A 23,560-nucleotide genomic window follows, 5' to 3' on the forward strand; every position below is an offset into this window, starting at 1 on the left:
TTTATTTCTATGAAAATAATAATAAATAAGCTCCATATTGTCAACCAATTTTACTTTATAGGTTGACAATAGTAAGAATTAAATAAAATTTAATATAATGTACCGGTACATTTGCGCTTTATTTGATTCGCATTATAATAAACATAAAAACAAAAATCGGAGGTACTATATATGGCAAAATATGAATTAAATAGAAATCTAGCTCAAATGCTTAAAGGTGGAGTAATCATGGATGTAATAAATGCTGAACAGGCTATCATTGCTGAAAAAGCAGGGGCATGTGCAGTTATGGCACTTGAGAAAGTACCAGCAGATATTAGAAAAGATGGCGGAGTTGCAAGAATGTCTGATCCTAAAATGATAAAAGAAATAAAAGCTGCAGTTTCTATACCAGTTATGGCAAAAGTTAGGATAGGACATTTTGTTGAAGCAGAAATTTTAGAGGCACTAGGAATTGATTTTATAGATGAGAGTGAAGTTTTAACATGTGCTGATGACAGATATCATATTGATAAAATAAGTTTCAATGTTCCTTTTGTATGTGGTGCAAGAAATTTAGGTGAGGCCTTAAGAAGAATTGGTGAGGGTGCAGCTATGATAAGAACTAAAGGTGAAGCTGGCACAGGAGATGTAGTTCAAGCTGTCAAACATATGAGATGTATTATGGATGACATGAGAAGAGTTAAAAATTCACCAAAAGATGAATTAATGACTTTATCGAAAGAATTTGGTGCACCTTACCACCTTATAGAATATGTTTGGAAAAATGGTAAGCTTCCAGTAGTTAACTTTGCGGCTGGCGGAGTTGCAACACCTGCAGACGCAGCGCTTATGATGAAGCTTGGAGCAGAAGGTGTATTTGTTGGTTCAGGAATATTTAAATCAGGAGATCCAGAAAAAAGAGCAAAGGCCATAGTTCTAGCTACAACCTACTATAATGATCCTAAGATACTTGCTGAAATATCAGAAGACCTTGGAGAACCAATGGTTGGTATAAATTGCAGTGAATTAACTACTAAATTTGAAGAGAGAGGTTGGTAAAAGTGAAAATAGCCGTACTAGCACTTCAAGGTGGAGTATCAGAACATATTAATCATTTAAAATCACTTGGATGTGAAGCAGTTGAAGTACGAAAAGCTGAAGAGTTGGATGGTTTAGACGGGCTTATTCTTCCAGGTGGAGAAAGTACAACCGTTGGAAAGCTCTTAAAGGAAACTGGTATCTTAGAGAAGCTTAGAAAAAAAATATTGAATGGTTTTCCTGTGTGGGGTACTTGCGCTGGTATGATATTACTTGCAAAAAAAATTGAAAATGATGAATCTAGGCATTTGCAGACAATGGATATAACTGTTAGGAGAAATGCTTACGGAGGGCAAATTAATAGCTTTCTAGTCGAACAAAAAATAGAACAAATTTGTAGCGAACCAATACCTTTAGTATTTATACGAGCACCGTATATCACAAAGGTAGAATCTAATGTACAGATAATATGTAAGATAAACAATAACATAGTAGCTGCAAGGCAAGGAAATATGCTTGCAACATCATTTCATCCTGAATTAACAAATAACTTAGAAATGCACAAGTACTTCTTAAATATGTGTAGAGAAAATTTTTCTGATCTTTATGAACTTTCTTAGCTGTCTGACTTGCTCGGCTATTGCTTCTTTTATGAGCTGCAATAGCCGCTACTCCTTTTCATCTCAATAAGTGTATTGTTTATCAGATACTTTTCCTTATAAAAATTATAGTTGTTTTTCATAGCTATAAAAAGGAAGTTTTCGTCTTTGTAATTATTTTAACGTTTCCTATTTTACTGACTTCTCATCAACTGGTTCATATAAAGCATTGCAATTATTTAGAAATGCCCAATAACAATCCCCATAAGACCAATGCCACCATTCAGTTGGATAATTTTCAAAACCTACTTTTTCCATGCAACTAATCAATATTTTTCGGTTTTCTTTAGCCACATTGTTTATATAGTTTGAATGTAAGTATGTAAGATTTTCAGGTTCAATAGGTATATCATTGAATTCTGTTCCCATTCCTACTTCAATTCCATCTTTTAATAATGTAATATCTATTGCTCCACCAGTTGGATGTCCCGCAACTTTAACAGGTGCCACATACTGACACGTCAAATCATAAATTTGACTATCAGTTTTCATAGGATATTGTCTTTTATATTCTTGAAATGCTTCTTCAAACGATTTTCTTTGCCTTGATAATGGTCTATATGCTTCTTTTATTAAAAATTTATATCCATTAGGAAGATAATTAGTGGCTTGTATTAATTTATTAATAACTGATTCTCTTGCATAGCAAAATAAATCTGATCTACTTGATATTTGGCTTCTTGTTTCATCAATTAAAATCTTCTCATGTTTATCTCTTAATGATATTACTCTTTCCTTATTATCAATACAATTTACTTCTTGTATCCTTTTGTCACTTAAAAGTATCATCTTTTTTTCTCCTATAACTATATACTCTTTTTCATATAATATCTTCTATAATTTTCTGGACAATTATCTAATATTCCAAAAACTTCATATCATTGTTTTATATATAAGTCTTTTGCTTGAAAATAAAAATTTCTAATAACTCTATTTATCCATATGAAAGGCTGTTCTTGAGTTTGTGGAACTATAGATAAATTATAATTAACCAACTTGTCTATAATTAATTTTGCTTCCTCGTCATCGCTTTCTTTTATAATATAATTATTCATATTTATATCTCGTTAACCATATTACACCTTTTTATTATACACATTCCTTACTCTATGCAATAGAGCCACTATGGTTGATTTTTACTTATTCTGTGGTTTGTAAGGCATCATTAATTTATCCATATATAAATATTGGCTATACCTGCATAAATTATATAAAAATCTTTATATTCGATTTATCATAAACTTTTTTATAGAAATAAGATAAGAAGGAGAACCTCCTCCATCTATCCTCCGTCTAACTGCCTATACTCACAGTTTACAAAAATTTACTTTTTATTAATTATTATAACTTACAATTCAGATAATTAACTTTCTATAGCCTTTACTAATATAGTTAAAATTTGTTTTAATCAATAAATACTCCTTCTCACTGCACTATAAATCTAGTTTAAAATATTTATCCAGACATACTCCTGCCGGTATGATTTTGAAATTAGCCTGCCATATTTCCACACCCTTATCTGTTGCATATGATACAGCCTCTGTGACTTCTTCATAACGCGTACTACGTTCAATCACCTGGAATCCAGGATTGTCATAAATGAAGCACGTTAACAAAATCGCTCTCTGATGACTTTCTAAACTATCTGCAAGCTGAGTTATATGCTTTACAAAACGGTCTGTAGAAGAAAAAGGAGCACTCTTTTTAATTTTTACATAATCAGGTATATGTACCTGTAGCTGCTGCAATGGTGTCTTTACTTCTAAATAGATATCGCCAACCAGAAAATCAAGCTTTGAAATGCCAATAACCTGCTCCCTGAGAACTTCATTACCTGTACCAATCATATCAGCAAACCCGTCATTTTTTAAATAATACTCCACATAGCGATTGACAGCATTCTGATTTATTCCTATCCAGGATTTATCCTTGTCCTCTGGTCTGTTTAAAGAAATTGCCTCTACTGTATAAGGGGTCTTCCTGGTTGAATCCTTACTCTTTGATAAAAGGCATTGTATGCCACTTAAATCTATATTTGCTATTCTTCCTGTAGTGGGACAATGACAGGTTACCACTACACCATCAACTTCAACAATAATTGTAAACTGGCTTTTTCTCTTCTGAATAGTTCCTTCCACTAATTGGGATTCAAATATAATATCCATATTGTTCATCTTTACACTTCCATTCTAAGCTGAATATTTTTGTTGGATTTGCTTTCGCAGATTTTAGAGTGTTTGCCATCAAATTTCATAACAATGTACACTCACTTCAAAATTTACTTTTGTTTATTATACAATGTTCAATTGACATATGTATGTCAGGTATTTTAAATAAAATTAAATACTATTCATATATACTTAACAGCGAATTTAATCTATTTTTCATTTCTAGGCGTACATTTTCCGGCTCCAGACATTCTCCATACTTTCCTAGACGAAACAATTGACTATAACCAAAATCATCTTCCACAAAAAATATTTCAGCAATCAACTTACCATTTCCATCACTTTCGATTTTCTGCACTTCAAAATTTTCTATCAGCCACTCCTTTGCAGATAAATCAATGAGCATTTTTATTGTTTTCTTTTCAACATTTCCGGTTAGTTTTAAACTGCTAATTTCAAAATTTCTAGGAACAAACGTATCCTCTTTTATCTTTAGGTATGAAATACGCGATAATTTAAATACTCTGAACTCTCGTTTTAATGTACAGTATCCAACTAAATACCAACTCGAATCTTTAAAAACTAATCTGTAAGGCTCAACTGTACGTTTACTTGCTTTACCTTTCTGATTGGAGTAGCTAATCTCCAATAGGTGTCTGTCATTAATGGCACCTTTCATTTTATCCATGTCTATTTTTAATGTTTTTGCACCAATCCAGGGGGTATTATCAATAGTTATCTGCTTAGCCTTTAATTCCATATCATTAATGCTTTCTTCCGGAACCATTCCTTTTATTTTTGCTATTGTATTCAGTATATCCTTGCTTTCCAGTACAGATTGGAAAGCACCCAGTGCAGTCAATAATGCTATAATATCTTCAGTAGTAAACAAACCTTTTTCTATTTTATATGATTCCAAAATCCCAAACCCACCATTTGGCCCAGGTGTTGAGACAATTGGAATACCTGAATAACCTATAGTTTCTATATCACGATATATGGTTCTAAGTGAAACCTCAAACATATTAGAAAGTTCCAATGCAGACACTCTTTTCCGCACAAGCAACAACATTATAATAGATACAACTCTTTCAAGCTTCACTTTCTTATCACTCCTCAAATTTTTATATTAATTATAAATTGTTGACATACATATGTCAAAACATCGTGATATTATTTCTATATACCAAAACAAAAGAGAGATAATATATGAACTTTAACAAAGAATTATGGCAGAAGGAATAGATCTTGCGCTTGCAACTTCTTCCGACAATACTCCAAACGTAAGAATTATGCTTTTTGCTTACGATCCTGAAAAAAAAGTTGTGTATGTGCCAACATATTCACAATCCCCTAAGGTAACTGAAATCACAAACAATAATAAAGTGGCTTTTACTACTGTTCCTGTTGGCTTTGATGCCGTAAGAGTTTCCAATGCAACAATCAAGAAAAGTGACTTATCAGTGAATGATGTAAAAGATGCCTTCATCAAAAAATCCCCTGGTTTTCAAGCTACTGTTGACAATGCAGGTACAATGATGGATATTTACTAAATACATTTTAATGAAGCTTTTGTAATTGTCGGTTTCAATAATACTGGAAAAATAACAGTTTAACTAATTTTCTTTGTAATTCAAATTGATAAATTTAAGCAGAATTATACATGAATAAAGGACTTACTTTATTGTAAGTCCTTATTTTTATACATTATAAATATTAATCATTACATTTGCACTATACTGAACCTCAAGTTCTACAATAATTTCACACAAAAAGTTTACGCCATTTATGGTACAGTTCTCCGTAACTACTGTAAGTGAGGTTTTTCCATTTAATACTCCATATCTATTTTATATAATTATGGTATAATATCCAAGCTAGAATATAGAAATATCATAAATTGTTATTTAACTTTTTAAGTTACGTTCATATTTATTCTTTTCAAAGTATAATTCATGACCGGTCCGATAATTATAATAGCAATTATTGGTCCTACTAGTAATTGCTTGTTCAGAAATAAGCCTAAAACACACAAAATCATATCTCCTGCACTTCTTAATAATCCAACAGAAATCTTTGTTTTTTTATTAATTAAAAATATACAAGAATCGTAACTATTCTTTCCAAAATCAGCACTAGTATAAATCCCTACACCTATCCCTAAAATTACAAGACCTAATAAAAGAATAACAATATTATGTTCATTATTAGGTAAAATTTTAAGACATTGTTCATTTGCGATACCCACTACTATTGGTTGTATAATCGTTCCAATACCTAATTGCGAACGATCAAATATTAAAGGAGGTATAAGCATTAATACCGCGATTAATAAATTGGATTGTAATAAACTTATAGGAAACGTAGTAGATATTCCTACCCAAACCCACGCTAATGGATCAGCGCCCAATGAAGTAGATAAGGCTAACGCTATCCCAATCCCCATAATAGACGAACCAAAAATAACTATTAATATTTTCTTAAATGAAAGAATTCTATTCATACATACCTAGCCCCTCTAAAGATAAGTCCTCACCATTTGAAGCAATCACTCTTTTATACCAATAAAATGATTTTTTAGGAATTCTCTTCAATGTTCCATTTCCTTCATTATCTCTATCTACATAAATAAATCCATATCTTTTTTTCATTTCTCCTGTGCCATTTGAAACCAAATCAATACATCCCCATGATGTATAACCAATGACATTTACTCCATCTTCATCAATAGCATCCTTCATATCCTGAATATGTTCTTTAAGATAATCAATACGATAATTATCAATGATTGTACCATCACTTTCAATTTTATCTTCGGCACCTAATCCATTTTCTACGATAAATAGAGGTTTTTTATAACGGTCATATAATTCATTCATTGTTATTCTTAAACCTAATGGATCAATTTGCCATCCCCAATCGCTTGATTTTAAATAAGGATTTACAACAGATGCAAAAATATTGCTTTCTGTTTGCGTTCCTTTTTCTGGATTTGCACTACTTACTCTTGAGGAATAATAAGAAAAGCTAATAAAATCAACAGTATTATTTAATAGTATTTCTTTATCTCCATTTTTAAAAGGAATAATAGCACCTTGCTTCTCTACCCATTTTAGTGCATAGTTAGGATAATATCCCCATGATTGAACATCTATAAACATATAACTTTCTCTATTATCACAAATTGCTTTCCAGTAGTCTTCTGGTTTACATGTTTCCGGATAATATGAACCAGCCGCCATCATACATCCGATTTGGTTATCAGGATCAATTTCATGAGCTATTTTTGTGACTAGTGCACTTGCAATAAGTTCATGATGTGCAGCCGTAATCATAGCTTGTTTTTTATTTTCTACCTTTTCAAAATATAATCCAGCAGCAACAAATGGAAAATGTAATATCATATTGATCTCATTAAATGTTAACCAGTATTTTACTAATCCCTTGTATTTTTCAAATAATGTTTTTGCGAATTTTACATAGAAATCTATCATTTTTCTATTTCTCCATCCGCTGTATTTTTTAATTAAATACATCGGACAATCAAAATGATTAATTGTGACTAATGGCTCAATACCATATTTTTTACACTCTTTAAACATATCTTCATAAAAGGCTAAACCTTCTTCATTAGGTTTTTCTTCATCTCCATTAGGAAAAATCCTTGTCCAAGCAATTGACAGTCTATATGTTTTAAAACCCATTTGTGCAAATAAAGCTATATCTTCCTTATAATTATGATACATGTCTATTGATTTCTGCGCCGGATAAAAATGTTTTTCATCAAAATCAAACATTCTCATTTCTCCTGTACCAACTTTATAACGATCTTTTCCAAGTGGCATTAAATCAACATTTGCTAGACCTCTGCCACCTTCATTATAACCACCTTCACACTGATTGGCAGCAGTTGCACCACCCCATAAAAAGTTTTTTGGAAATCCCATCTTCTATTCCTCCTACGTTTTTTTAATAATTATAAATTGCGTCCTATGTAATAAGCAAAAAAGTTTCCATTATGGAAACTTTTTTGCTTATTCTAACCGTAACCTCGCAATAATAATATCAAGAATGTGACGTAAGGCATATTCGTTATACATTTGATTATTTGATGGAACAGTTAATAACTTCTTCGAAAAATCAATATTTTGGTGACAAGTAATCAACCACCTATCAACATTAGCATTTCCTATTCTTCTCATAATTCTTTTATCATAATAAAATGACTGTCCATTCACACTTAATATGATGAGTAAGTCGTCTTCTTTAAAATTATATTCTTTTAAAAAATCAACATCACATATAAGTACCTCTTTATAAAAGGTGCTAAATTCTATTTGAATCAGATTACATAAAGAACGGGCGTCCCCCTGTGCATAAATATATAGTCTTTGACTTCTACTAATGTCATTAATAATATGCTCAAGAATAGAATAATCAATATTTTGAGATACAAATTCAACCGTTTTGTTTATATTATTTGTAAAGATATGGCTATTCTCAATTAAACTCAGTTCTTTAGAAAATAAAACTTTTCTTCTTGTAAGTGACTCACAGTAATCTAAGCATGCTGTTTTAAATTCTCCGTAAGAATTAAAACCTAAAGACTTAACATACTTTGACATTTGACCTTTTGATACAAAACTTTGTGATGCAACTTCTTCTATTGTCATTTGATATATTTCATAAATATGTTTTTTTACGTACAAACTTATAATATATGTTGTACTTTGATGATCATTAGAGTTTAATACATCATTTAATTTATCAATTATCAAAAGTAATACCTCCCATAATATCAACGCTAAATATCTTTAACTACAGAGCTAAATTAATATTTACATTATACTAAAAGTTTAATTATCGTTTATCTAAATTCTTTTGATTATAACATATTTGATAAAACCAATCGCTAAACTTTTATATATTATTACTTATGTTACAGTATTTCCACATACAAAAATAGCCCTAAACAAGTAATATCAATGCCTAAGGCTAAAAACCTCATTTACTTATGGTACAATTCACCTATTATAATGCTAAATAAAGAAACCATATTCCATTATTCAATATCATCCAATCTTTCAAACAATCTGCTATATTTCTCTATTTCATTTTTATCCTTAGACTCAATACCTGAATTGTAGAAAGTTATTTTACCACTTCCTTCACCTAAGGAATTCATCTCTCCTAAAATCCTCTTTAGATTTCTAGCAGTACCAGCATTACCATCAATAATATTAATCTGTGATGGAAGCAATTTTCTAAACATATCCTTATAATAAGAAAAATGAGTGCATCCTAAGACAATTGTTTCATAGTTATTTAGATCATAGTTAAGCAATTGCTCTTTAAGATACGGTAATACAACTTCCTCTTCAAACTCAAATTTTTCTGAATATTGAACTAATCCTGGAAGAGGTAATAGATCAACAATATGTTCGTCATCTAATTTGGTAATAAGATTTTGCAATTTTTCTTCTTTTAATGTTAAGGCTGTAGCAGTTACCAAAACTCGTTTATTTGCATTTTTATTCTTTTCAACCGCAGGTTTTACAGCTGGTTCCATGCCAATTATTGGAACACTGTATTTAGCTCTTAAATCTGCGATTGCTACACTTGTTGCAGTATTGCAAGCAATAACTATTGCCTTAACTCCCTGCTCAATAATAAATTCAACAGCATTAAAAATATACTTTTTAACTTCTTCTTTCGGTTTTGGTCCATAGGGAACATTTAATGTGTCTGCATAATATATATAATCTTCATTAGGTAACACCTTTAATGTATCATGAAGTACAGTAATACCTCCTATACCAGAATCAAAGAAACCAATTTTCATTTCACTTCTTCCTCCAATATATAAAATTTATATTTTTAAAATTAGTCTATGTTTAAGAGTATTATTGAAATTAAGTGATTATAAAAGGGATGCTATATGCGCAAGCCATTAGAATTAAATGATTTTCCCAATGAACCACCGCCTAATTTCAGCATGTGCTTTAACGGTGCCTTAAATTAAAGTTGCACCGTTTTAGTATCTATGGAAAAATGAATATAAATATCATCATAACCCGTTACAGGAATCCAGTATCTAATTCTATCTTCTCCAAGCTTTCCAATTTGAGCTTTTTTTGTAGAAAGTGCGACATTAGCCTTACAGCCCCTATGAATTTCTGGCGAACCAATCTTAATGCACATAACTCCAACTTCAAATCCGTTTTGTCGAGCAATTTCATTTACTGCTAGTACTGTTCTATTCTTATGGATTAATCTAACTGATCCAGGGAAGTTGTCCCACATCATGTGAAAGGCCTCTATAATCTTTTCATCGACCATTTTAATCTCTCCTTTTAATAATAGATATTCCAGTTCCATGAATTTAAAATATACCAAAAGACAATTCAACTATTGATGGTATTTTATTTGATTTATAGATTCTATTTTAAACTGTTTTATCTATATCTTTCCTACATGTCATTACTAATTAATGATTTGCTAAAAACTTATCTGATTAATAGATACGGTTTCAATAATCTTTGCAAAACGGTTATTCAATGCAGCAATAAAACTATCATGAACTGTTTGTGCAGAAATAGTTTTTTCATTTATCTTCAAGTTTTTTGTTGCACATGCATCACTAAGAAGAATAACCTCTATACCTTCATATCGGCAAGCTCTTACAGTTGTATCAATACACATATGTGTCATCATCCCACAAATAACTAGAGTTGTGATATTTTCATCTTTTATTATATCTCTCAAATTTGTTTTAAAGAAGCAGTTTGGATCATTTTTATTTACGAGATATTCACCTTTTATAGGTTTCACTCTCTCATTTATTTCTGCTCCATCAGTATTTGGATAAAAATATGTTATAGTACCATTGTCATTTATATGTTGAACATGAATAATTGTTTGAGAATTTTCTCTAAAATAGTTCAGAGCATACTCCACATTTGCTAGTGCTTTCATAGGATTTACTAGCTCACATTTACCACCTTTAAAGTAATCATTTTGTACATCAATAATCAATAATGCAGTTTTCAACGTTCATACCTCCTCTTACATTCTTCAATTAGATTCTACCTTGAAACGGTGAATTTAGTTATATATAATTTAAGATACTAACTATCGGTTTTTTAGATAGTTCTATGGAGGATTATATGGACTTACAGTGGATAAAAACTTTTTTAACGGTACTCGAAGTGGGAAATTATTCAAATGCTGCAATTCGCCTTGATTATTCTCAATCAACCATAACTAGTCATATTCAAAAACTTGAAAATGCTTATGGCGGAATAAAACTACTTGAAAGAAAAGGGAATTTGATGATACCAACTGCCTCAGGAGAAACACTTAAAAAGTATGCAAATGAGCTCATGGAACTATATGATAAATCCAAAAAAGAAATCATGAAGACAAAGCTTAAAGCGATAAGAATTGGTACCATTAATTCATTATCTAATATTTATTTGCCTCTAATTATACAAAAAATTAGAAGTATATACCCTGATATAAATATTCAACTTTTTAATGGTACTCAAACGCTTTTATACACTATGCTAAAAGAGAATGCTTTAGATATGATGTTTATAATAGATACCCTCCATGAATTCAAGGGTTTTAAGTCTCAACAGATAAGAAAAGAAAAGCTTGTGATTGTTGCAAATGAGGATCATCCTTTAACAAGTAAGCCTTCACTGTGCTTTGATGATATTAAAGACGAGAATTTTATTTTGAGTGAATATGGCTGTAACTACAGAAACCTTCTTCTAGATGAATTTTCAAAAAACAACTATGAACCCAAAATAGCAATGGAGCTTGGAAGCATTGAAGCAGTAAAACAAGCTATTCTTGATAAATGGGGAATCGGCTTTTTGCCAAGCTTTTTAATAAAGCCTTCTGATTCACTTATTCAATTAGAGTTTAAAAGTAGCCATAAAGATTTTTATAGTCAAGTTATCTATACAGAAAATGAGATATGTAGTACTTCCTTTATAAAAAAAATCATTAATATGTCAGCAAATTAAATCTGTAACACTTTTAATAATTACATATATACTATTAATGGTAAATTCTATACTATAGCAATTTTAAGGAGTAATTATGTATAATAATCAATATTCATATTTCCCTTATCATATTAATCCACCAGCTTATCCATTGTTCCATGAAACTTGGAGACAGGAAACTCCGAAATTTGCATCCTTTAGTGGCATTGTTAAAAGGATTGAAGATTTTTATCCAGCCCCAAATGACCCGTCAAGCTGCTATTACTTAATGTCTCTGGAAAGCAAAGAACATGGGCCTCTAAATTTTGTAATTTCTCCTGGAACTTATTTTGTTGACCATGAAGTAGTTAAGGTTGGAGATGAGGTTACAGGATTTTATGATGCCACTAAACCTGCAATCCTTATATATCCCCCTCAATATCCTGCAATAGTCATGGCAAAAAACTCCTCACAGCAAAATGTTACTGTAGATTACTTTAACAATGATTTAGTAAGTAGCGATGGAATGTTGAAGCTAAATATCGCTCCTTCTACTAAGGTATTTCTAACTAACGATCAACCTTTTGAAAGACCACTTGAAAATAGAAATCTAGTGGTCATATACGGACCAACTACTAAGAGTATACCAGCACAGACTACTCCATATAAGATTATTGTTCTTTGCCAAACTTGCGTATAATATAGCAGAAAAACCAGGGTTTTAATTCCCCTGGTTTAATATTTTTCTAGCGCTATTCTTACTAAAATTAAATTCACTCCATGATTTTTCTCTATCAAGTGTTTCTTTTCTATATTTTAAATTTGCATTAATAATCGTTTTTATATTATTGTCGCCTTTGTCTCTAAGTTCTATCAAGTAAGGAACTGCTTCATAAGATAAGTAAGTTAAATAATAAGCATCCACCTTTCCAGTTTCATTATAACGCTCTATATTTTTTTTAGCTATAAAACCGTCTATATTAAGATAGTTTATTATAGTATACATACTTATTGTTATAACAATTATGCTCTTCATTATAGGAATTTTTCTATACCAAATGCCAGTAGCTACAACTAGGCAAAGTATGAAAAGTAGTAGCATAAATAAGTGCACTGATACCCTTAAAAAAGTATATCCAAAGGCAGTCTCATACAAAGTAAGCTTAAAATTAGCAGAAAAAAGCATATTTAAAGTGAAGGCTACAAGTATCGTTAAAAGAAGGTTTGCTAGCTTTAAAAGTTTTGTATTGTCCTTATTTATATATTTTACACAGCTTAATACTATTATAAAATTAATACAGGTAACAGCTGCTAGCTCAAAAAAACCTTTTCTAGCATAATCCGCATAACTAAAACCAGCAGGAAGTGCTACATTGGCTCCTCCATATAGATAAGAAAATTGAATCACTGTGAAAATCAGATATAGTATATTCAAAGCAATCAATACTGTTATTATTGTGACACTCCCCCAGCTTGAAACTGTAGACTTCAAGCTTCTCTCAGCCACCTTTTTCTCACTTTTAAAACTCCATACGTAAGCAAATAGATAAAAGAATACAACTAAAGTTATAATGGTATGAGGTATAAGTTCTCCGGTATTTATATTATTAAAAATTTCTGTTAGGTTATCAAAGTAGTAACCAAAAACCATGTCTGCAGAACTTAAAAGTACTATTAATATCAAAAGCAATGGCAAGGAAACAAGTATACCAATTAATATCTGTTTTTTTCCTTCCTCCATTTTAACAGTTCTTCCTATCTTAATTGATGATTTTAAAATTGAAAAAGGCTTTCCAATATTATTAAACATATCTCCTACTGCTCTTCTTAACATTTCACCTATAAAACTTGCTTTATCCCATTTAAGCTTGGGATTTACTATTAAAATTGAGCTTGCAATCATAAGAATTGGAACCCCTAAAAAATTGAACAAATTAAACACTTGATTAGTGTAAACTGAAAAACTAAATGATAATAAGGCTATTGGTATAAGTAAAAACCAGCCAAAACTTTTTTCTACACTTCTAGCTCTTATGGACCATAAGAAAAATCCAATACACAGTGCTATAAATATGAAAAAAGATATTCCATGATACTTGTCAATAAATAATCTGTCAAAGGTCACCCCCAACAGCAATGAAAATAGTATACAATATAGTCCATCCTTAGTTTTAGTTTCTAAACTTTTATTATCTTCCATTCCGTCACTCCCTTATTTCCTCTAAACTTTAAAATATCTGCCGGCTGACATTTAACCTCGGTTCATATAGTATTCATAATAGAAAACCTTATTGCCTTTCCGGTTTTTAATATGTATAAATTGGAATTGGTTCCACAAACCTTCTCAACCATTTTCCAACTTTCTGATTTCATAATACTATAAACTTTCAATAATTTCAATAATTATTTATCGTTTTTCAATAAAAAATTATTGAATATACATAAAACAAGGAAAGCCTTTCGGCTCTCCTGCTTGTGTTTTATCCAATATGGGAATTGATATATAAGTTAATTATTATCAATATTTTGTAAATATCCATGAAATATTTCTTAATAATTCTTTTGATGTTATATTTATCAACAATTCTTCAATAGCAGCTAAACTTGCAATAGTGCACGCCACATATCCTAAAGTAGTTATATCAATAAACATATATAAGTAAGGACAACAAAACAAAAAAAGGCCAGTTGCCTTATTGGCATATGTATGAAGAATAGCAAAAGTATGATATTTGAAATACACTATCAACAATGAGGCAATTCTAATAAAGGCAATCAGTATTATCCATATTAATATTTTAATTGGCATAACTACTATTGGAAAAAAAACAACAACTGCAGCACTCATAAAAATAATATCAGCCAAACTATCAAGTATTGAACCAAAAGTACTAGTAGAATTAGTTCTTCTTGCTATATATCCATCAATAATATCACTAAATCCACAAATAGAATATACAATTAAAAATAGTAAAGTTAAGGGCTTCAAAGTGAATAAAATTATAGATAAAAAAATTCTTAATATTGATATTATGTTTGGTATATTTTTCATTATACTACCTCTTAAAATATAGATTTATCTTTTTTCTATAAGCCTAAATAAGCTTTTATTTATTTTTAACTTTATGCGATGTTAAAGCACCGTGTTGAAATTAAACATAGCCTAACTTTATTATAATCCACACTATGCCTTCATTTCTACTGCTCTATAATAAGATAACAAAAATACACGTAAGCAATAATTCTAGTTATTTATGAGTGTCAATGATTGTTCTTATATGATTAAGGTAATTGCAGAATAAACTAAAAGTAATGCCATTATTATATTCACTGTAATTCTATATCTCTCAAAAAATTTCTGGAATACTGCACCAAAAATCGCCCAAGCGAAAACTCCAGAACATCCAAAAACTGTGATTAGTAATGTGAAGGCTCCAATAGAAAAGAAAGAACTATAAAAAGGTAGGATAAAAGTTGAAATAGCTGTTATACCATATAATATAATCTTTACATTTACAAATTGCAGAATAAACCCTGTGATAAAACTATCTGCCTTTTCTATACTTTCTTCCTGCGAATCTGATTTGCTTTTAGCAACATGCCATGCAAGCCATAAAATATATGCTACTCAAATACTCTTTTTTAATCCATGCTTGCTAGTGTTGGACATGGCTAATATATTATTTGGTCCAGGTGTAAATGCTGTTAATAGAGTGAAAGTTAAAAATGCTGCTACATTCATGATATAAATCTCCTTCTTAAAATACTTCTTAGAAATACTTGTCCTATATTACGCTTTCCAAGATCTCCTTTCGTTAATTTATACTAACAAAGCACAATGTATTTGTAAAATTGATGTTTTCGAATTGACAATTCATTTTTTCAAATATATTATAGACACTATAGAGATTGGAGTGATATATATGGATATAAGGCATCTCAAAACATTTAAATGTATTATTGAAGAAGGTAGTTTTTCAAATGCAGCATTGAAGATAGGTTACACTCAATCTACAGTTACATCACAGATTCAGCAGTTGGAGCAAGAACTTTCAATAAAATTATTCGAAAAAATAGGACGCAATATGATCTTAACTCCTCTAGGAAAAGAACTGATATCATATACAGATCAGTTACTTGAAACAGTAAAAAAAATCGAAAGTATAGGTAAAAGTGATAATATACCAAGAGGAGATTTAAAAATTGCTATTGCAGATTCATTGATGTCTTATAAACTACAAAACGTGCTTAGTTTATTTAAGCAAAAAGCTCCTAATGTAAAAATTTCTATAGTTTCATTAAATTGCTTTGTAATTAATGAAATGCTTTTGAAAGGCGAAATGGACATAGGTTTACTTTATGATGTGGGAACTTATAAGGAAAGTTTAACCTCTGTTGAGTTAACTGAATTTCCTTTAGTTCTAGTATGTTCACCTTCGTTTGATCAGGGTAAAGCTGACTTCTGTACCCCAAACCAAGTAATAGATACAAGCCTTGTTATTAATGAACCTAATTGTATTTATAGAAGAATATTTGAAAATTACCTTCGTGATAATAACATAACCTTGAATAATACTATAGAACTATGGAGCATCGAAGCAATAAAAAATTGTGTGTCAAGTAATTTAGGAATATCATTCTTACCTCGTTTTGTAGTTGAGGACGAGCTCAAAAATAATAAATTAAAAGAGATTAAAGCAAACTGCTCTGATACTAAAATCACAGCAATATGCTCTTATCATAAAAACAAATGGGTCAGTCCTGCAATGGCATTGTTTATGCAGTTAGTAAGAGAAAACTTTTAAGATTTATGTAGATACTCTTTACTACAAAAACTGGCTTACTCTATTTAAAGTAAGCCAGTTTTTGTATAAATAGGACATCTCATTCATAAAGCAGTTGCTTTTCATATGATTGCATGTCTAAAATATTGTATTATTAAGTACTCATACTTCTAACATTACAAACCTCATCTTATTTCATCAAAATAAATCAGTTTCCCAATTTTCTTATTTTATAGCTTCTTTTTTACGATTATTAGTTAAAAAGAAAGCAGGAATCAAGGCAACCACTAAACTAACAACGGTAAATACAAAAGCATTATGATAAGAAGTTAAAAGTAAGTCTTGTGTTGGTGCTTGCGACCCGATTGAATGTTGAATAATAGTAGCCAAAATAGCGGTTCCAATTGCTCCTCCGATATTTTGCAGCATACGTGTGGCAGTAGTTGCTTCAGATATTAGTTCCTTCGGAACATTGTTATAAGAATCTGACATCACAGGAATTGTTAAACCGCCTTGAGCAATACCACGAATAAATAGAACAAGAAGAATCCAAATATTATTTGTTGAGGCTGTAAAAAGTGTAAATGGTAGTGTTCCAGCAATCCCAATAAACACTGAAACTTGTACAACAATTCTAGCTCCTAACTTATCTGTTAACTTTCCAACTAAACTTCTAGAAACCAGTAAACCAACTCCCTGGCTAATTAAATAAATTCCTGACCAAACAACACTCAGTCCACGAATATTTTGTAGATAAAGTGGTAATAAGAACATTACTCCATTCACTGTTAAACCTGACATCAATAATAAGATTGATGATGCTGAGAAATTTTTAATTTTGAAAAGCTTCAAGCTTACTAATGCACGATTTGTTTTTAAAATAGCATACACTATATAACCACCCATAAGTAAAGCACTTATTATCAATGGTAATATTGCTTCCTTTGAAGTTCCTGCTACTAATTTACTTACTTTAGAAATTCCTAAAATAAAACTAGTAAAGGACCCACCTAAGAAAACAATGCTTGGAATATCCAACTTCTTTCCTTTCTTACTTGGTTCAAAGTTTGGTAAACCAAAGATAATCAATAATGCTGAGATAATTACTATAGGAACATTAATATAAAAAATCCAGTGCCAGTCCAATGAATTTACGATAAAACCACCAAAGGTAGGTCCAAGAATTGGGGCTAATACAGCAGGAATACCTATAATAGACATCAAACTTCCTAAATTCTCACCACCTGAGGAACGAACGATTAAGGTTGTTAGTAAAGGTATTATAATTCCACTTCCAATACCTTGAACTACTCGTCCAGCAACTAATACGCCTATGGACGAAGAAATTGCAGCAATCACTGATCCAATCAAGAAAAATATTAATCCAAAAAGATAAAGTTTTTTCCCATCAATCCATTCGATAGCCCAGCCCGTAATAGGAACAATAATCCCTAAGGCTAATACATACCCTGTGCTCACCCATTGAATACTATCAACACCAGCACCAAAGTCTTTCATAATTGTATTTACTGCAACATTTGTCATTGTTGAATCTAACATTGGAGCTATGGCCCCTAAAACTAATATCAGTGCAATTACAACCATTGATTTGTTTATTGTTACTTCTTTTACCATCATACACCTCCACAAATAAGATACTGTAGTACCTTATTTCTATGTAGTATATGTTATTCCCTTATGTTATAATTGTCAATAGAAAAAATTTGATATAGATGACCCACTTCTTGCTTAAATTTATATTTTCAAATTCTCTTATCACAACTGGGAGGAGTTTTAAAAATAGATTTAGGATTAAAATGTTTCATCTTTAGAAGGAAAATTTCATGATTAAAAATAGACGAAGAGGAAAAGAGTTAGAAGAAGCAATTCTTGATAGCACCTGGAAACTATTGAAAGAGTATGGATATGAAAACCTTACGATGGATAGCATAGCAGAGAATGCTAGTACAACAAAAACAGTTCTATACAGGAGATGGAATGGGAAAGCTGAAATAATTATCGCAGCAGCAAAGCAACACTTACCTGAATTTAAAATCGCAATTCCTAATTCTGGTGACTTAAAAGAAGATTTAGTTGAGCTTTTCTTGCCCTTAGTAGATATTATAGAATTACTAGAGGCAGATACAGTTCGAGGAATCTTACGCGATCAATTACAAAAGGTTTCGTTTATAGATATACTAAGCACAATTAATACAGAAAATGCTTTAACTCCAATTTTGGAGCAAGTATTTACTTATGCACATGAACGAAAAGAAATAGATAAAGAAAAACTTACCAATACTACAAAAACACTACCAATGAATTTGATTATTAATGCTGTATTGGTTGGCAATTTAAATAAAAAAACCATATTACATATGATTGATGATATCTTAATGCCAACTTATAGACATACTTTAGACATGTAGAAAATCATTTATTTATATAGCTAAAACGATATACCAAAGTCATTTCGTTTTAGCTTAAACTATGAATTTGTTAACAGTAGCACAGAAAAACCAGGGCATTAACTACCCTGGTTTATAAAGTTCCTAACTAAACTATTAATTTATACATGCCAGAAAATCACCATAAAGTTGGATCCTTATATGTTAACACCTTAACTGCCCCTAACAGTCCTACTGGTTCTTGTATTGCATATTGGGAAAAGGCATCTTTATGAGCCTTAACTAATGTATTAGTAACTTCAACTACTAAAGAATTAGTCCCCTTCTTTAAATAACTCGAAATATCAAACTTATATGGAGGACATATTCTTACTCCAAGATTTTCTCCGTTTAACCACAGCTCTGCAATCTCATAAACTCTGCCAAGATCCAATAGAGCTTTTTCTACAGTCTCTTTTACTTCAAAATTTATTTCATATTTCACAGTCCCTGAAAAGTTTGGATATAAATTAGGTATTGATAAATTCACCAATTTATCTAAATGTACCTCTTTCTTGAAGTTTGGATAATCTAGAGGTTCTGCCATAGAAACTTTCCAGCTTCCTTCAATGTTAAGCTCTTCTACTTCTTTTAAATCTTCCATATTATCTACATCATAATTTTCTAAATCATCACTACTAAATATAATAATCTTGGACTCATAGGCACTTAAATTTAGATCTATTTCTACGCCTCCATCTCTAAACTGAGATTTACAGGCCTTTATTGAATTATTAAAAGCATCATAGTACACAGATTTTTTATTCAATGGGATATATACCTTTGTATCTATGTTGGTATATGGATGCTCATTAAAGAACATAAATATATCTTCATCCTTATGTTTATAATGATAATAGGTTACGTAAGGCTCAAAACTATCTAGGACAATTTCATTTATACCTAAATCTTTTATTTTCTCTGCAACACCGTTAAGCTGTACTATTTCACAGTTATTACTTTCTTTCAACTTAGCTATAAGTTCCTTAATCTCAACACCTTCGCTAGCTCTCTCAGTAAGTTTACTTATAAAAATCACTTTAAGCCCTTTTTCTGTGAGTTCATATATACTCTTTAACAAATTCTGTGGTAAAGCTTCAGCATAAGGAATTACAAGACATTTAAAACTTTCATTATTCAAAAATAACTTTCCATCCCTCACAGCAGGATCACCACTGAAAACATCTGCTGGAATTATATCACAATCGATTTGATTTTGTACTAGCTCCTTAACTACTTTATGGAAAGGCATATACTCTCCTGACCATTCAGCTTCTCCATGGTATAACACAGCAACAGGTGCTATATGAGTTCCTTCCGAAAGCAGGTGACTTATTCTATTAGTATAATCTGACCACTTTTTCATAAACCTGAACTGAGGATCATTGCCTCCAGCATAAAAATGTGGTGGACAATCCCAATCTGGAAAAGGCTTTGGAGAAAATGCATGAGGCACAAAATTATTGACACCTCTAACTAAAAGGTGATCAGTAAGCCACTTCATGGACTTTAACCCTTCAACCCATCCATAGGCTCCGAAAAGTTCACACATGGTTCTTCCCTTTTTCTTTGGATCTATGTGTCCCAAGGAAGCACCTAGCTTGGCTAAACCATAATGAAAGAATTCTCCATCCCAGCCTGCTGCAGTAAATCCGCTGTGCAAAAATTCCATCCCCGGAACAATTTGCCCTCCAATAACATCAATTCCGGACATGTCCTGTCCATCTAAAGCTCTAAAGAAATGACCTGGTCCATAGCCTAATCTACTGTGCGCCCCGTTATCCTCAATTACATGTCCTATATATTCCACTCCATGCTCTCTGCACCAATCACCTAACTGTGTCGTGAAGTTTTTACCATAAAGCCTACTTACAATATCCATATAGTGATATCTAATAGCATGATCCTTATCTCCTACACCACCAGCAAACAGAAGTGGAAGACTTACTAAAACCTCTTCTCCAATTTCACTTTCCAATATTTCAAGCATATCATTGCTCCATGGCAATACCATTTTAGTTCTGCCGATAGCCCCTTCAAAGCCTTTTAAGTTTCCAAACCTTGGCTCATCAGAAAAGAATCCAGCCAAAGTTTTTCCAAAATCCTCTTTATATCTGTTGTAATGAGGTTCATATACTGTATCTATTAAAACTCTTGTAGCTTTAGCAACTATTGGATTTAAATAATCTTTAGTTGTTTCTTCTCCACCGTTACGAGTCATAAATACAACAAATATACTCCATTTTCCTTCCGGTATGTCCCAATAAAGAACTCCATCCTTAACAAATTCTGAAACATCAATAAGAGTCTTTTCATCAATTGCCCCTGTTTCTGTATCTGATATCTTAACAGCTATAACTGCTAAAATCTTATCTTCACCTTTATAACCAGGCATCGCTGATACACGTCCTGGATAATATTTGATTATGAAAGACGAGTCTTTTAATGGTCCTGGAAAATCCATGCGATGCGCATTTAAATACCACTTCTTAAGTTCTGGATGTTCCTCTTTTATCTTGCCTGCTGCATAGCCTGTAGGAAAGTGACTGTCATCCAGTACCCAAACCTTCATTTCCCGTTTTCTTGCTTCATCCATTATGATGTCCATATCTCTCCACCATAAAGGTCCAACAAAATCAGGATGTGGTCTTGATTCTATGCAAACTGCTTTGATACCTGCTTCATTTATATGCTTCATATAGTCTCTTAGGGTTTCTTCATCCTCACCATGCTGCCAAAAGAAAGGCAGTATATAATTTTTTTCTTCGTTATTTAAAACCTCATTCAATCTTTTCATAGTTTACCTTCCTTGTCTGCTAATCTTTAAAAAGCTCCATTACAGAAACTTAATTTGTACATATTTAATAAACGCCATTTTAAAGTACTATCAGTCATAGTAAATTAATATTATCACTCAAATATCTTAATAAAAATATCAAAACACAAGATGTTTACTGACCAAACTTAACATCATCACTATTTATTACTAATTTTGAATTAGATTCAAATAGGAGGATTAGCCAATTGTACATCTTTAACAAAAGTAATCCTCCTAAATTAATTAAATATATATCTTAAATATTATTTTTCGTCCCCTTTTACTCCGAAGAAGAAGCTTACAACACCTGAAACTACAAATGAAACTACTGAAGCTATTATATATACAATAAATCCACTATTACTACCTGATGGGTTGATAAACATTGGCGCTCCCAGTAATCCACCACCAGCGAAACCATACATAACAACATGGCCAGCAGCTGTAATTGCACCACCTATAGCTCCACCAATGAAGGCACTTACAAAAACCTTTCTATAAGGTAACGCTATACCGTAAATGATCGGTTCAGTGACACCAAGTAATCCTGTAATAACATTAGAGAAGCCGAAGGCTTTCTTTTCTTTATCCTTAACTTTCAGTGCAAAGCCTAAAGTAGCTCCTGACAATGCGAATACAGTCACTGAAAGAATAGCATTAATAGGATCTTGATGCATAGTTGCAATGTTATTTATTAGAATTGGAATAAATGCATAGTGAAGTCCAAATATTACAATTAACTGCCAGAATGCCCCTAGTATTATTCCTGCAATTATAGGACTAAAATTAAAAATACCTGAAGTTGCAGCTGCTAATCCACTGCTGATATATGTTCCTATAGGCCCAATTACCAAGAAGGTTAGCGGTACTACTATTAATGCTGTAAAGAAAGGTGTAAACATTAATTGCATTTGCGTAGGTAATGTTTTCTTAAAGAAATTTTCTACTTTTGATGCCACATATACTGCTAATATGATTGGAAAAACAGAACTTGTATAACTCATCAAAATTACTGGTAATCCTAAAAATGACATACTTGCTTGCTTACTAAAAGCAGTTATGATGTCAGGATATACAAGCGCAGCACCAATAGCAGCTCCTAAATATTGATTTGACTTGAATTTTGCTGCAGCAGAGAAACCTAAAATTATTGGTAAAAAGTAAAAGAATCCATCTGCAAAGGCATAAAGAATTTTGTAAGCTCCTGCATCTGCTGATAGCAAGTGAAAGGTAGTACATATTGCCAGCATTGCTTTCATAAGACCAGCTCCCCCTAATGCGCCGAGCACAGGGCTGAAGATACCAGAAATAGTTTTAAAAAGCGCATTAAATATAGTGTCTTTTTTCCCGCTTTCTGCAGTTTCAGCCGAAGCCTCATTCTCTTTAATCCCAAGTACCTCAGTTACTGCAGCGTATGCCTTTCCTACCTCATTACCTATAACTACTTGATATTGTCCTCCTTGCTTTACTACAGATAAAACACCTTTTGTGCTTTTAATTGCTTCTGTGTTTGCAATTTTCTCATCTTTTAACACAAAGCGTAGTCTTGTTATACAATGTGTTACACTTTCAATGTTATCTTTTCCACCAACAAGCTCTACTACTTGTTTTGCTAATGCTTTGAAATCCATTTTTTCTCCTCCCATCGATATATGGATGTACCACTTCAT

General features: G+C 31.5%; 22 protein-coding genes and 1 pseudogene. 7 read left to right on the forward strand and 16 right to left on the reverse strand.

Annotation, left to right across the window (positions count from 1 at the left end; all coding sequences use genetic code 11):
* The first annotated feature begins 171 nt into the window (after positions 1–171).
* The gene (pdxS, locus tag J3477_RS03605; RefSeq protein WP_206868198.1) at positions 172–1,041 is read left to right on the forward strand and encodes a pyridoxal 5'-phosphate synthase lyase subunit PdxS; all 870 of its coding nucleotides are present in this window, start codon (positions 172–174) and stop codon (positions 1,039–1,041) included.
* 2 nt (positions 1,042–1,043) lie between these two features.
* Positions 1,044–1,640: a pyridoxal 5'-phosphate synthase glutaminase subunit PdxT gene (pdxT, locus tag J3477_RS03610; RefSeq protein WP_206868199.1), complete on the forward strand. Its 597-nt coding sequence runs from the start codon at positions 1,044–1,046 to the stop codon at positions 1,638–1,640.
* 168 nt (positions 1,641–1,808) lie between these two features.
* On the opposite strand, the gene J3477_RS03615 is transcribed toward pdxT, so the two are convergent.
* The 4 genes and pseudogenes from J3477_RS03615 to J3477_RS03630 all read right to left on the reverse strand — a co-directional run bounded on the left by J3477_RS03615 (position 1,809) and on the right by J3477_RS03630 (position 4,949).
* Positions 1,809–2,468, reverse strand: a complete 660-nt coding sequence (locus tag J3477_RS03615) for a M15 family metallopeptidase (RefSeq protein ID WP_206868200.1) — start codon at positions 2,466–2,468, stop codon at positions 1,809–1,811.
* Between the two features lie 17 nt (positions 2,469–2,485).
* A pseudogene (locus J3477_RS03620) lies at positions 2,486–2,734 on the reverse strand (hypothetical protein).
* A gap of 378 nt (positions 2,735–3,112) precedes the next feature.
* Positions 3,113–3,853, reverse strand: a complete 741-nt coding sequence (locus tag J3477_RS03625; RefSeq protein ID WP_228731198.1) for a DNA/RNA nuclease SfsA — start codon at positions 3,851–3,853, stop codon at positions 3,113–3,115.
* A gap of 172 nt (positions 3,854–4,025) precedes the next feature.
* On the reverse strand, positions 4,026–4,949 hold the full coding sequence (locus J3477_RS03630) for a helix-turn-helix transcriptional regulator (protein ID WP_206868201.1): 924 nt from the start codon (positions 4,947–4,949) through the stop codon (positions 4,026–4,028).
* 127 nt (positions 4,950–5,076) lie between these two features.
* Between J3477_RS03630 and J3477_RS03635 the strand changes: the two genes are divergently transcribed.
* Positions 5,077–5,400, forward strand: a complete 324-nt coding sequence (locus tag J3477_RS03635; protein WP_206868202.1) for a pyridoxamine 5'-phosphate oxidase family protein — start codon at positions 5,077–5,079, stop codon at positions 5,398–5,400.
* Positions 5,401–5,762: 362 nt separating this feature from the next.
* Here J3477_RS03635 and J3477_RS03640 read toward each other — a convergent pair whose 3' ends face one another.
* The 6 genes from J3477_RS03640 to J3477_RS03665 all read right to left on the reverse strand — a co-directional run bounded on the left by J3477_RS03640 (position 5,763) and on the right by J3477_RS03665 (position 10,897).
* Positions 5,763–6,350, reverse strand: coding sequence for a DUF6198 family protein (locus J3477_RS03640; RefSeq protein WP_206868203.1), 588 nt, complete (start codon positions 6,348–6,350; stop codon positions 5,763–5,765).
* Positions 6,343–7,794, reverse strand: a complete 1,452-nt coding sequence (locus tag J3477_RS03645) for a 6-phospho-beta-glucosidase (protein ID WP_206868204.1) — start codon at positions 7,792–7,794, stop codon at positions 6,343–6,345. Before J3477_RS03645 ends, J3477_RS03640 begins: the two co-directional genes overlap by 8 nt.
* Positions 7,795–7,881: 87 nt before the next feature.
* Positions 7,882–8,625 (reverse strand): MurR/RpiR family transcriptional regulator, encoded by a 744-nt coding sequence (locus J3477_RS03650; RefSeq protein WP_206868205.1) that lies wholly within the window; start codon positions 8,623–8,625, stop codon positions 7,882–7,884.
* A 284-nt stretch (positions 8,626–8,909) separates the two neighbouring features.
* Positions 8,910–9,689, reverse strand: a complete 780-nt coding sequence (gene murI / locus J3477_RS03655) for a glutamate racemase (RefSeq protein WP_206868206.1) — start codon at positions 9,687–9,689, stop codon at positions 8,910–8,912.
* A gap of 176 nt (positions 9,690–9,865) precedes the next feature.
* Positions 9,866–10,186 (reverse strand): hypothetical protein, encoded by a 321-nt coding sequence (locus J3477_RS03660; protein WP_206868207.1) that lies wholly within the window; start codon positions 10,184–10,186, stop codon positions 9,866–9,868.
* A gap of 159 nt (positions 10,187–10,345) precedes the next feature.
* Positions 10,346–10,897, reverse strand: a complete 552-nt coding sequence (locus J3477_RS03665) for a cysteine hydrolase family protein (protein ID WP_206868208.1) — start codon at positions 10,895–10,897, stop codon at positions 10,346–10,348.
* 116 nt (positions 10,898–11,013) lie between these two features.
* Between J3477_RS03665 and J3477_RS03670 the strand changes: the two genes are divergently transcribed.
* Together J3477_RS03670 and J3477_RS03675 are read left to right on the forward strand one after the other, a co-directional pair.
* The gene (locus J3477_RS03670; RefSeq protein ID WP_206868209.1) at positions 11,014–11,880 is read left to right on the forward strand and encodes a LysR family transcriptional regulator; all 867 of its coding nucleotides are present in this window, start codon (positions 11,014–11,016) and stop codon (positions 11,878–11,880) included.
* Between the two features lie 76 nt (positions 11,881–11,956).
* A complete protein-coding gene (locus J3477_RS03675; protein WP_206868210.1) occupies positions 11,957–12,541 on the forward strand; it encodes a hypothetical protein in 585 nt (194 codons plus the stop codon).
* A gap of 21 nt (positions 12,542–12,562) precedes the next feature.
* Here the strand turns inward: J3477_RS03675 and J3477_RS03680 are convergent, their stop codons facing one another.
* The 3 genes from J3477_RS03680 to J3477_RS03690 form a co-directional block, all read right to left on the reverse strand.
* On the reverse strand, positions 12,563–14,041 hold the full coding sequence (locus tag J3477_RS03680) for a DUF4153 domain-containing protein (RefSeq protein WP_206868211.1): 1,479 nt from the start codon (positions 14,039–14,041) through the stop codon (positions 12,563–12,565).
* A gap of 318 nt (positions 14,042–14,359) precedes the next feature.
* Positions 14,360–14,893, reverse strand: coding sequence for a CDP-alcohol phosphatidyltransferase family protein (locus J3477_RS03685; protein ID WP_206868212.1), 534 nt, complete (start codon positions 14,891–14,893; stop codon positions 14,360–14,362).
* Positions 14,894–15,115: 222 nt separating this feature from the next.
* Positions 15,116–15,460 (reverse strand): LysE family transporter, encoded by a 345-nt coding sequence (locus J3477_RS03690; RefSeq protein ID WP_228731245.1) that lies wholly within the window; start codon positions 15,458–15,460, stop codon positions 15,116–15,118.
* Between the two features lie 304 nt (positions 15,461–15,764).
* Between J3477_RS03690 and J3477_RS03695 the strand changes: the two genes are divergently transcribed.
* Positions 15,765–16,646, forward strand: coding sequence for a LysR family transcriptional regulator (locus J3477_RS03695; protein WP_206868213.1), 882 nt, complete (start codon positions 15,765–15,767; stop codon positions 16,644–16,646).
* A 204-nt stretch (positions 16,647–16,850) separates the two neighbouring features.
* Here J3477_RS03695 and J3477_RS03700 read toward each other — a convergent pair whose 3' ends face one another.
* Positions 16,851–18,260 (reverse strand): MDR family MFS transporter, encoded by a 1,410-nt coding sequence (locus tag J3477_RS03700; RefSeq protein ID WP_206868214.1) that lies wholly within the window; start codon positions 18,258–18,260, stop codon positions 16,851–16,853.
* Between the two features lie 209 nt (positions 18,261–18,469).
* Here J3477_RS03700 and J3477_RS03705 point away from each other — a divergent pair, with 209 nt between their 5' ends.
* Positions 18,470–19,054 carry a TetR/AcrR family transcriptional regulator gene (locus tag J3477_RS03705; protein WP_206868215.1) on the forward strand — a complete coding sequence of 195 codons (585 nt, stop codon included), beginning with the start codon at positions 18,470–18,472 and terminating at the stop codon, positions 19,052–19,054.
* Positions 19,055–19,211: 157 nt separating this feature from the next.
* On the opposite strand, the gene J3477_RS03710 is transcribed toward J3477_RS03705, so the two are convergent.
* Both J3477_RS03710 and J3477_RS03715 read right to left on the reverse strand, forming a co-directional pair.
* On the reverse strand, positions 19,212–21,869 hold the full coding sequence (locus tag J3477_RS03710; protein WP_206868216.1) for a glycosylhydrolase-like jelly roll fold domain-containing protein: 2,658 nt from the start codon (positions 21,867–21,869) through the stop codon (positions 19,212–19,214).
* Between the two features lie 284 nt (positions 21,870–22,153).
* A complete protein-coding gene (locus J3477_RS03715) occupies positions 22,154–23,521 on the reverse strand; it encodes a PTS transporter subunit EIIC (RefSeq protein ID WP_206868217.1) in 1,368 nt (455 codons plus the stop codon).
* Between the last annotated feature and the right edge of the window lie 39 nt (positions 23,522–23,560).

It is taken from the genome of Clostridium zeae (genome assembly GCF_017312485.1).
Taxonomy (GTDB): Bacteria; Bacillota; Clostridia; order Clostridiales; family Clostridiaceae; genus Clostridium_AR; species Clostridium_AR zeae.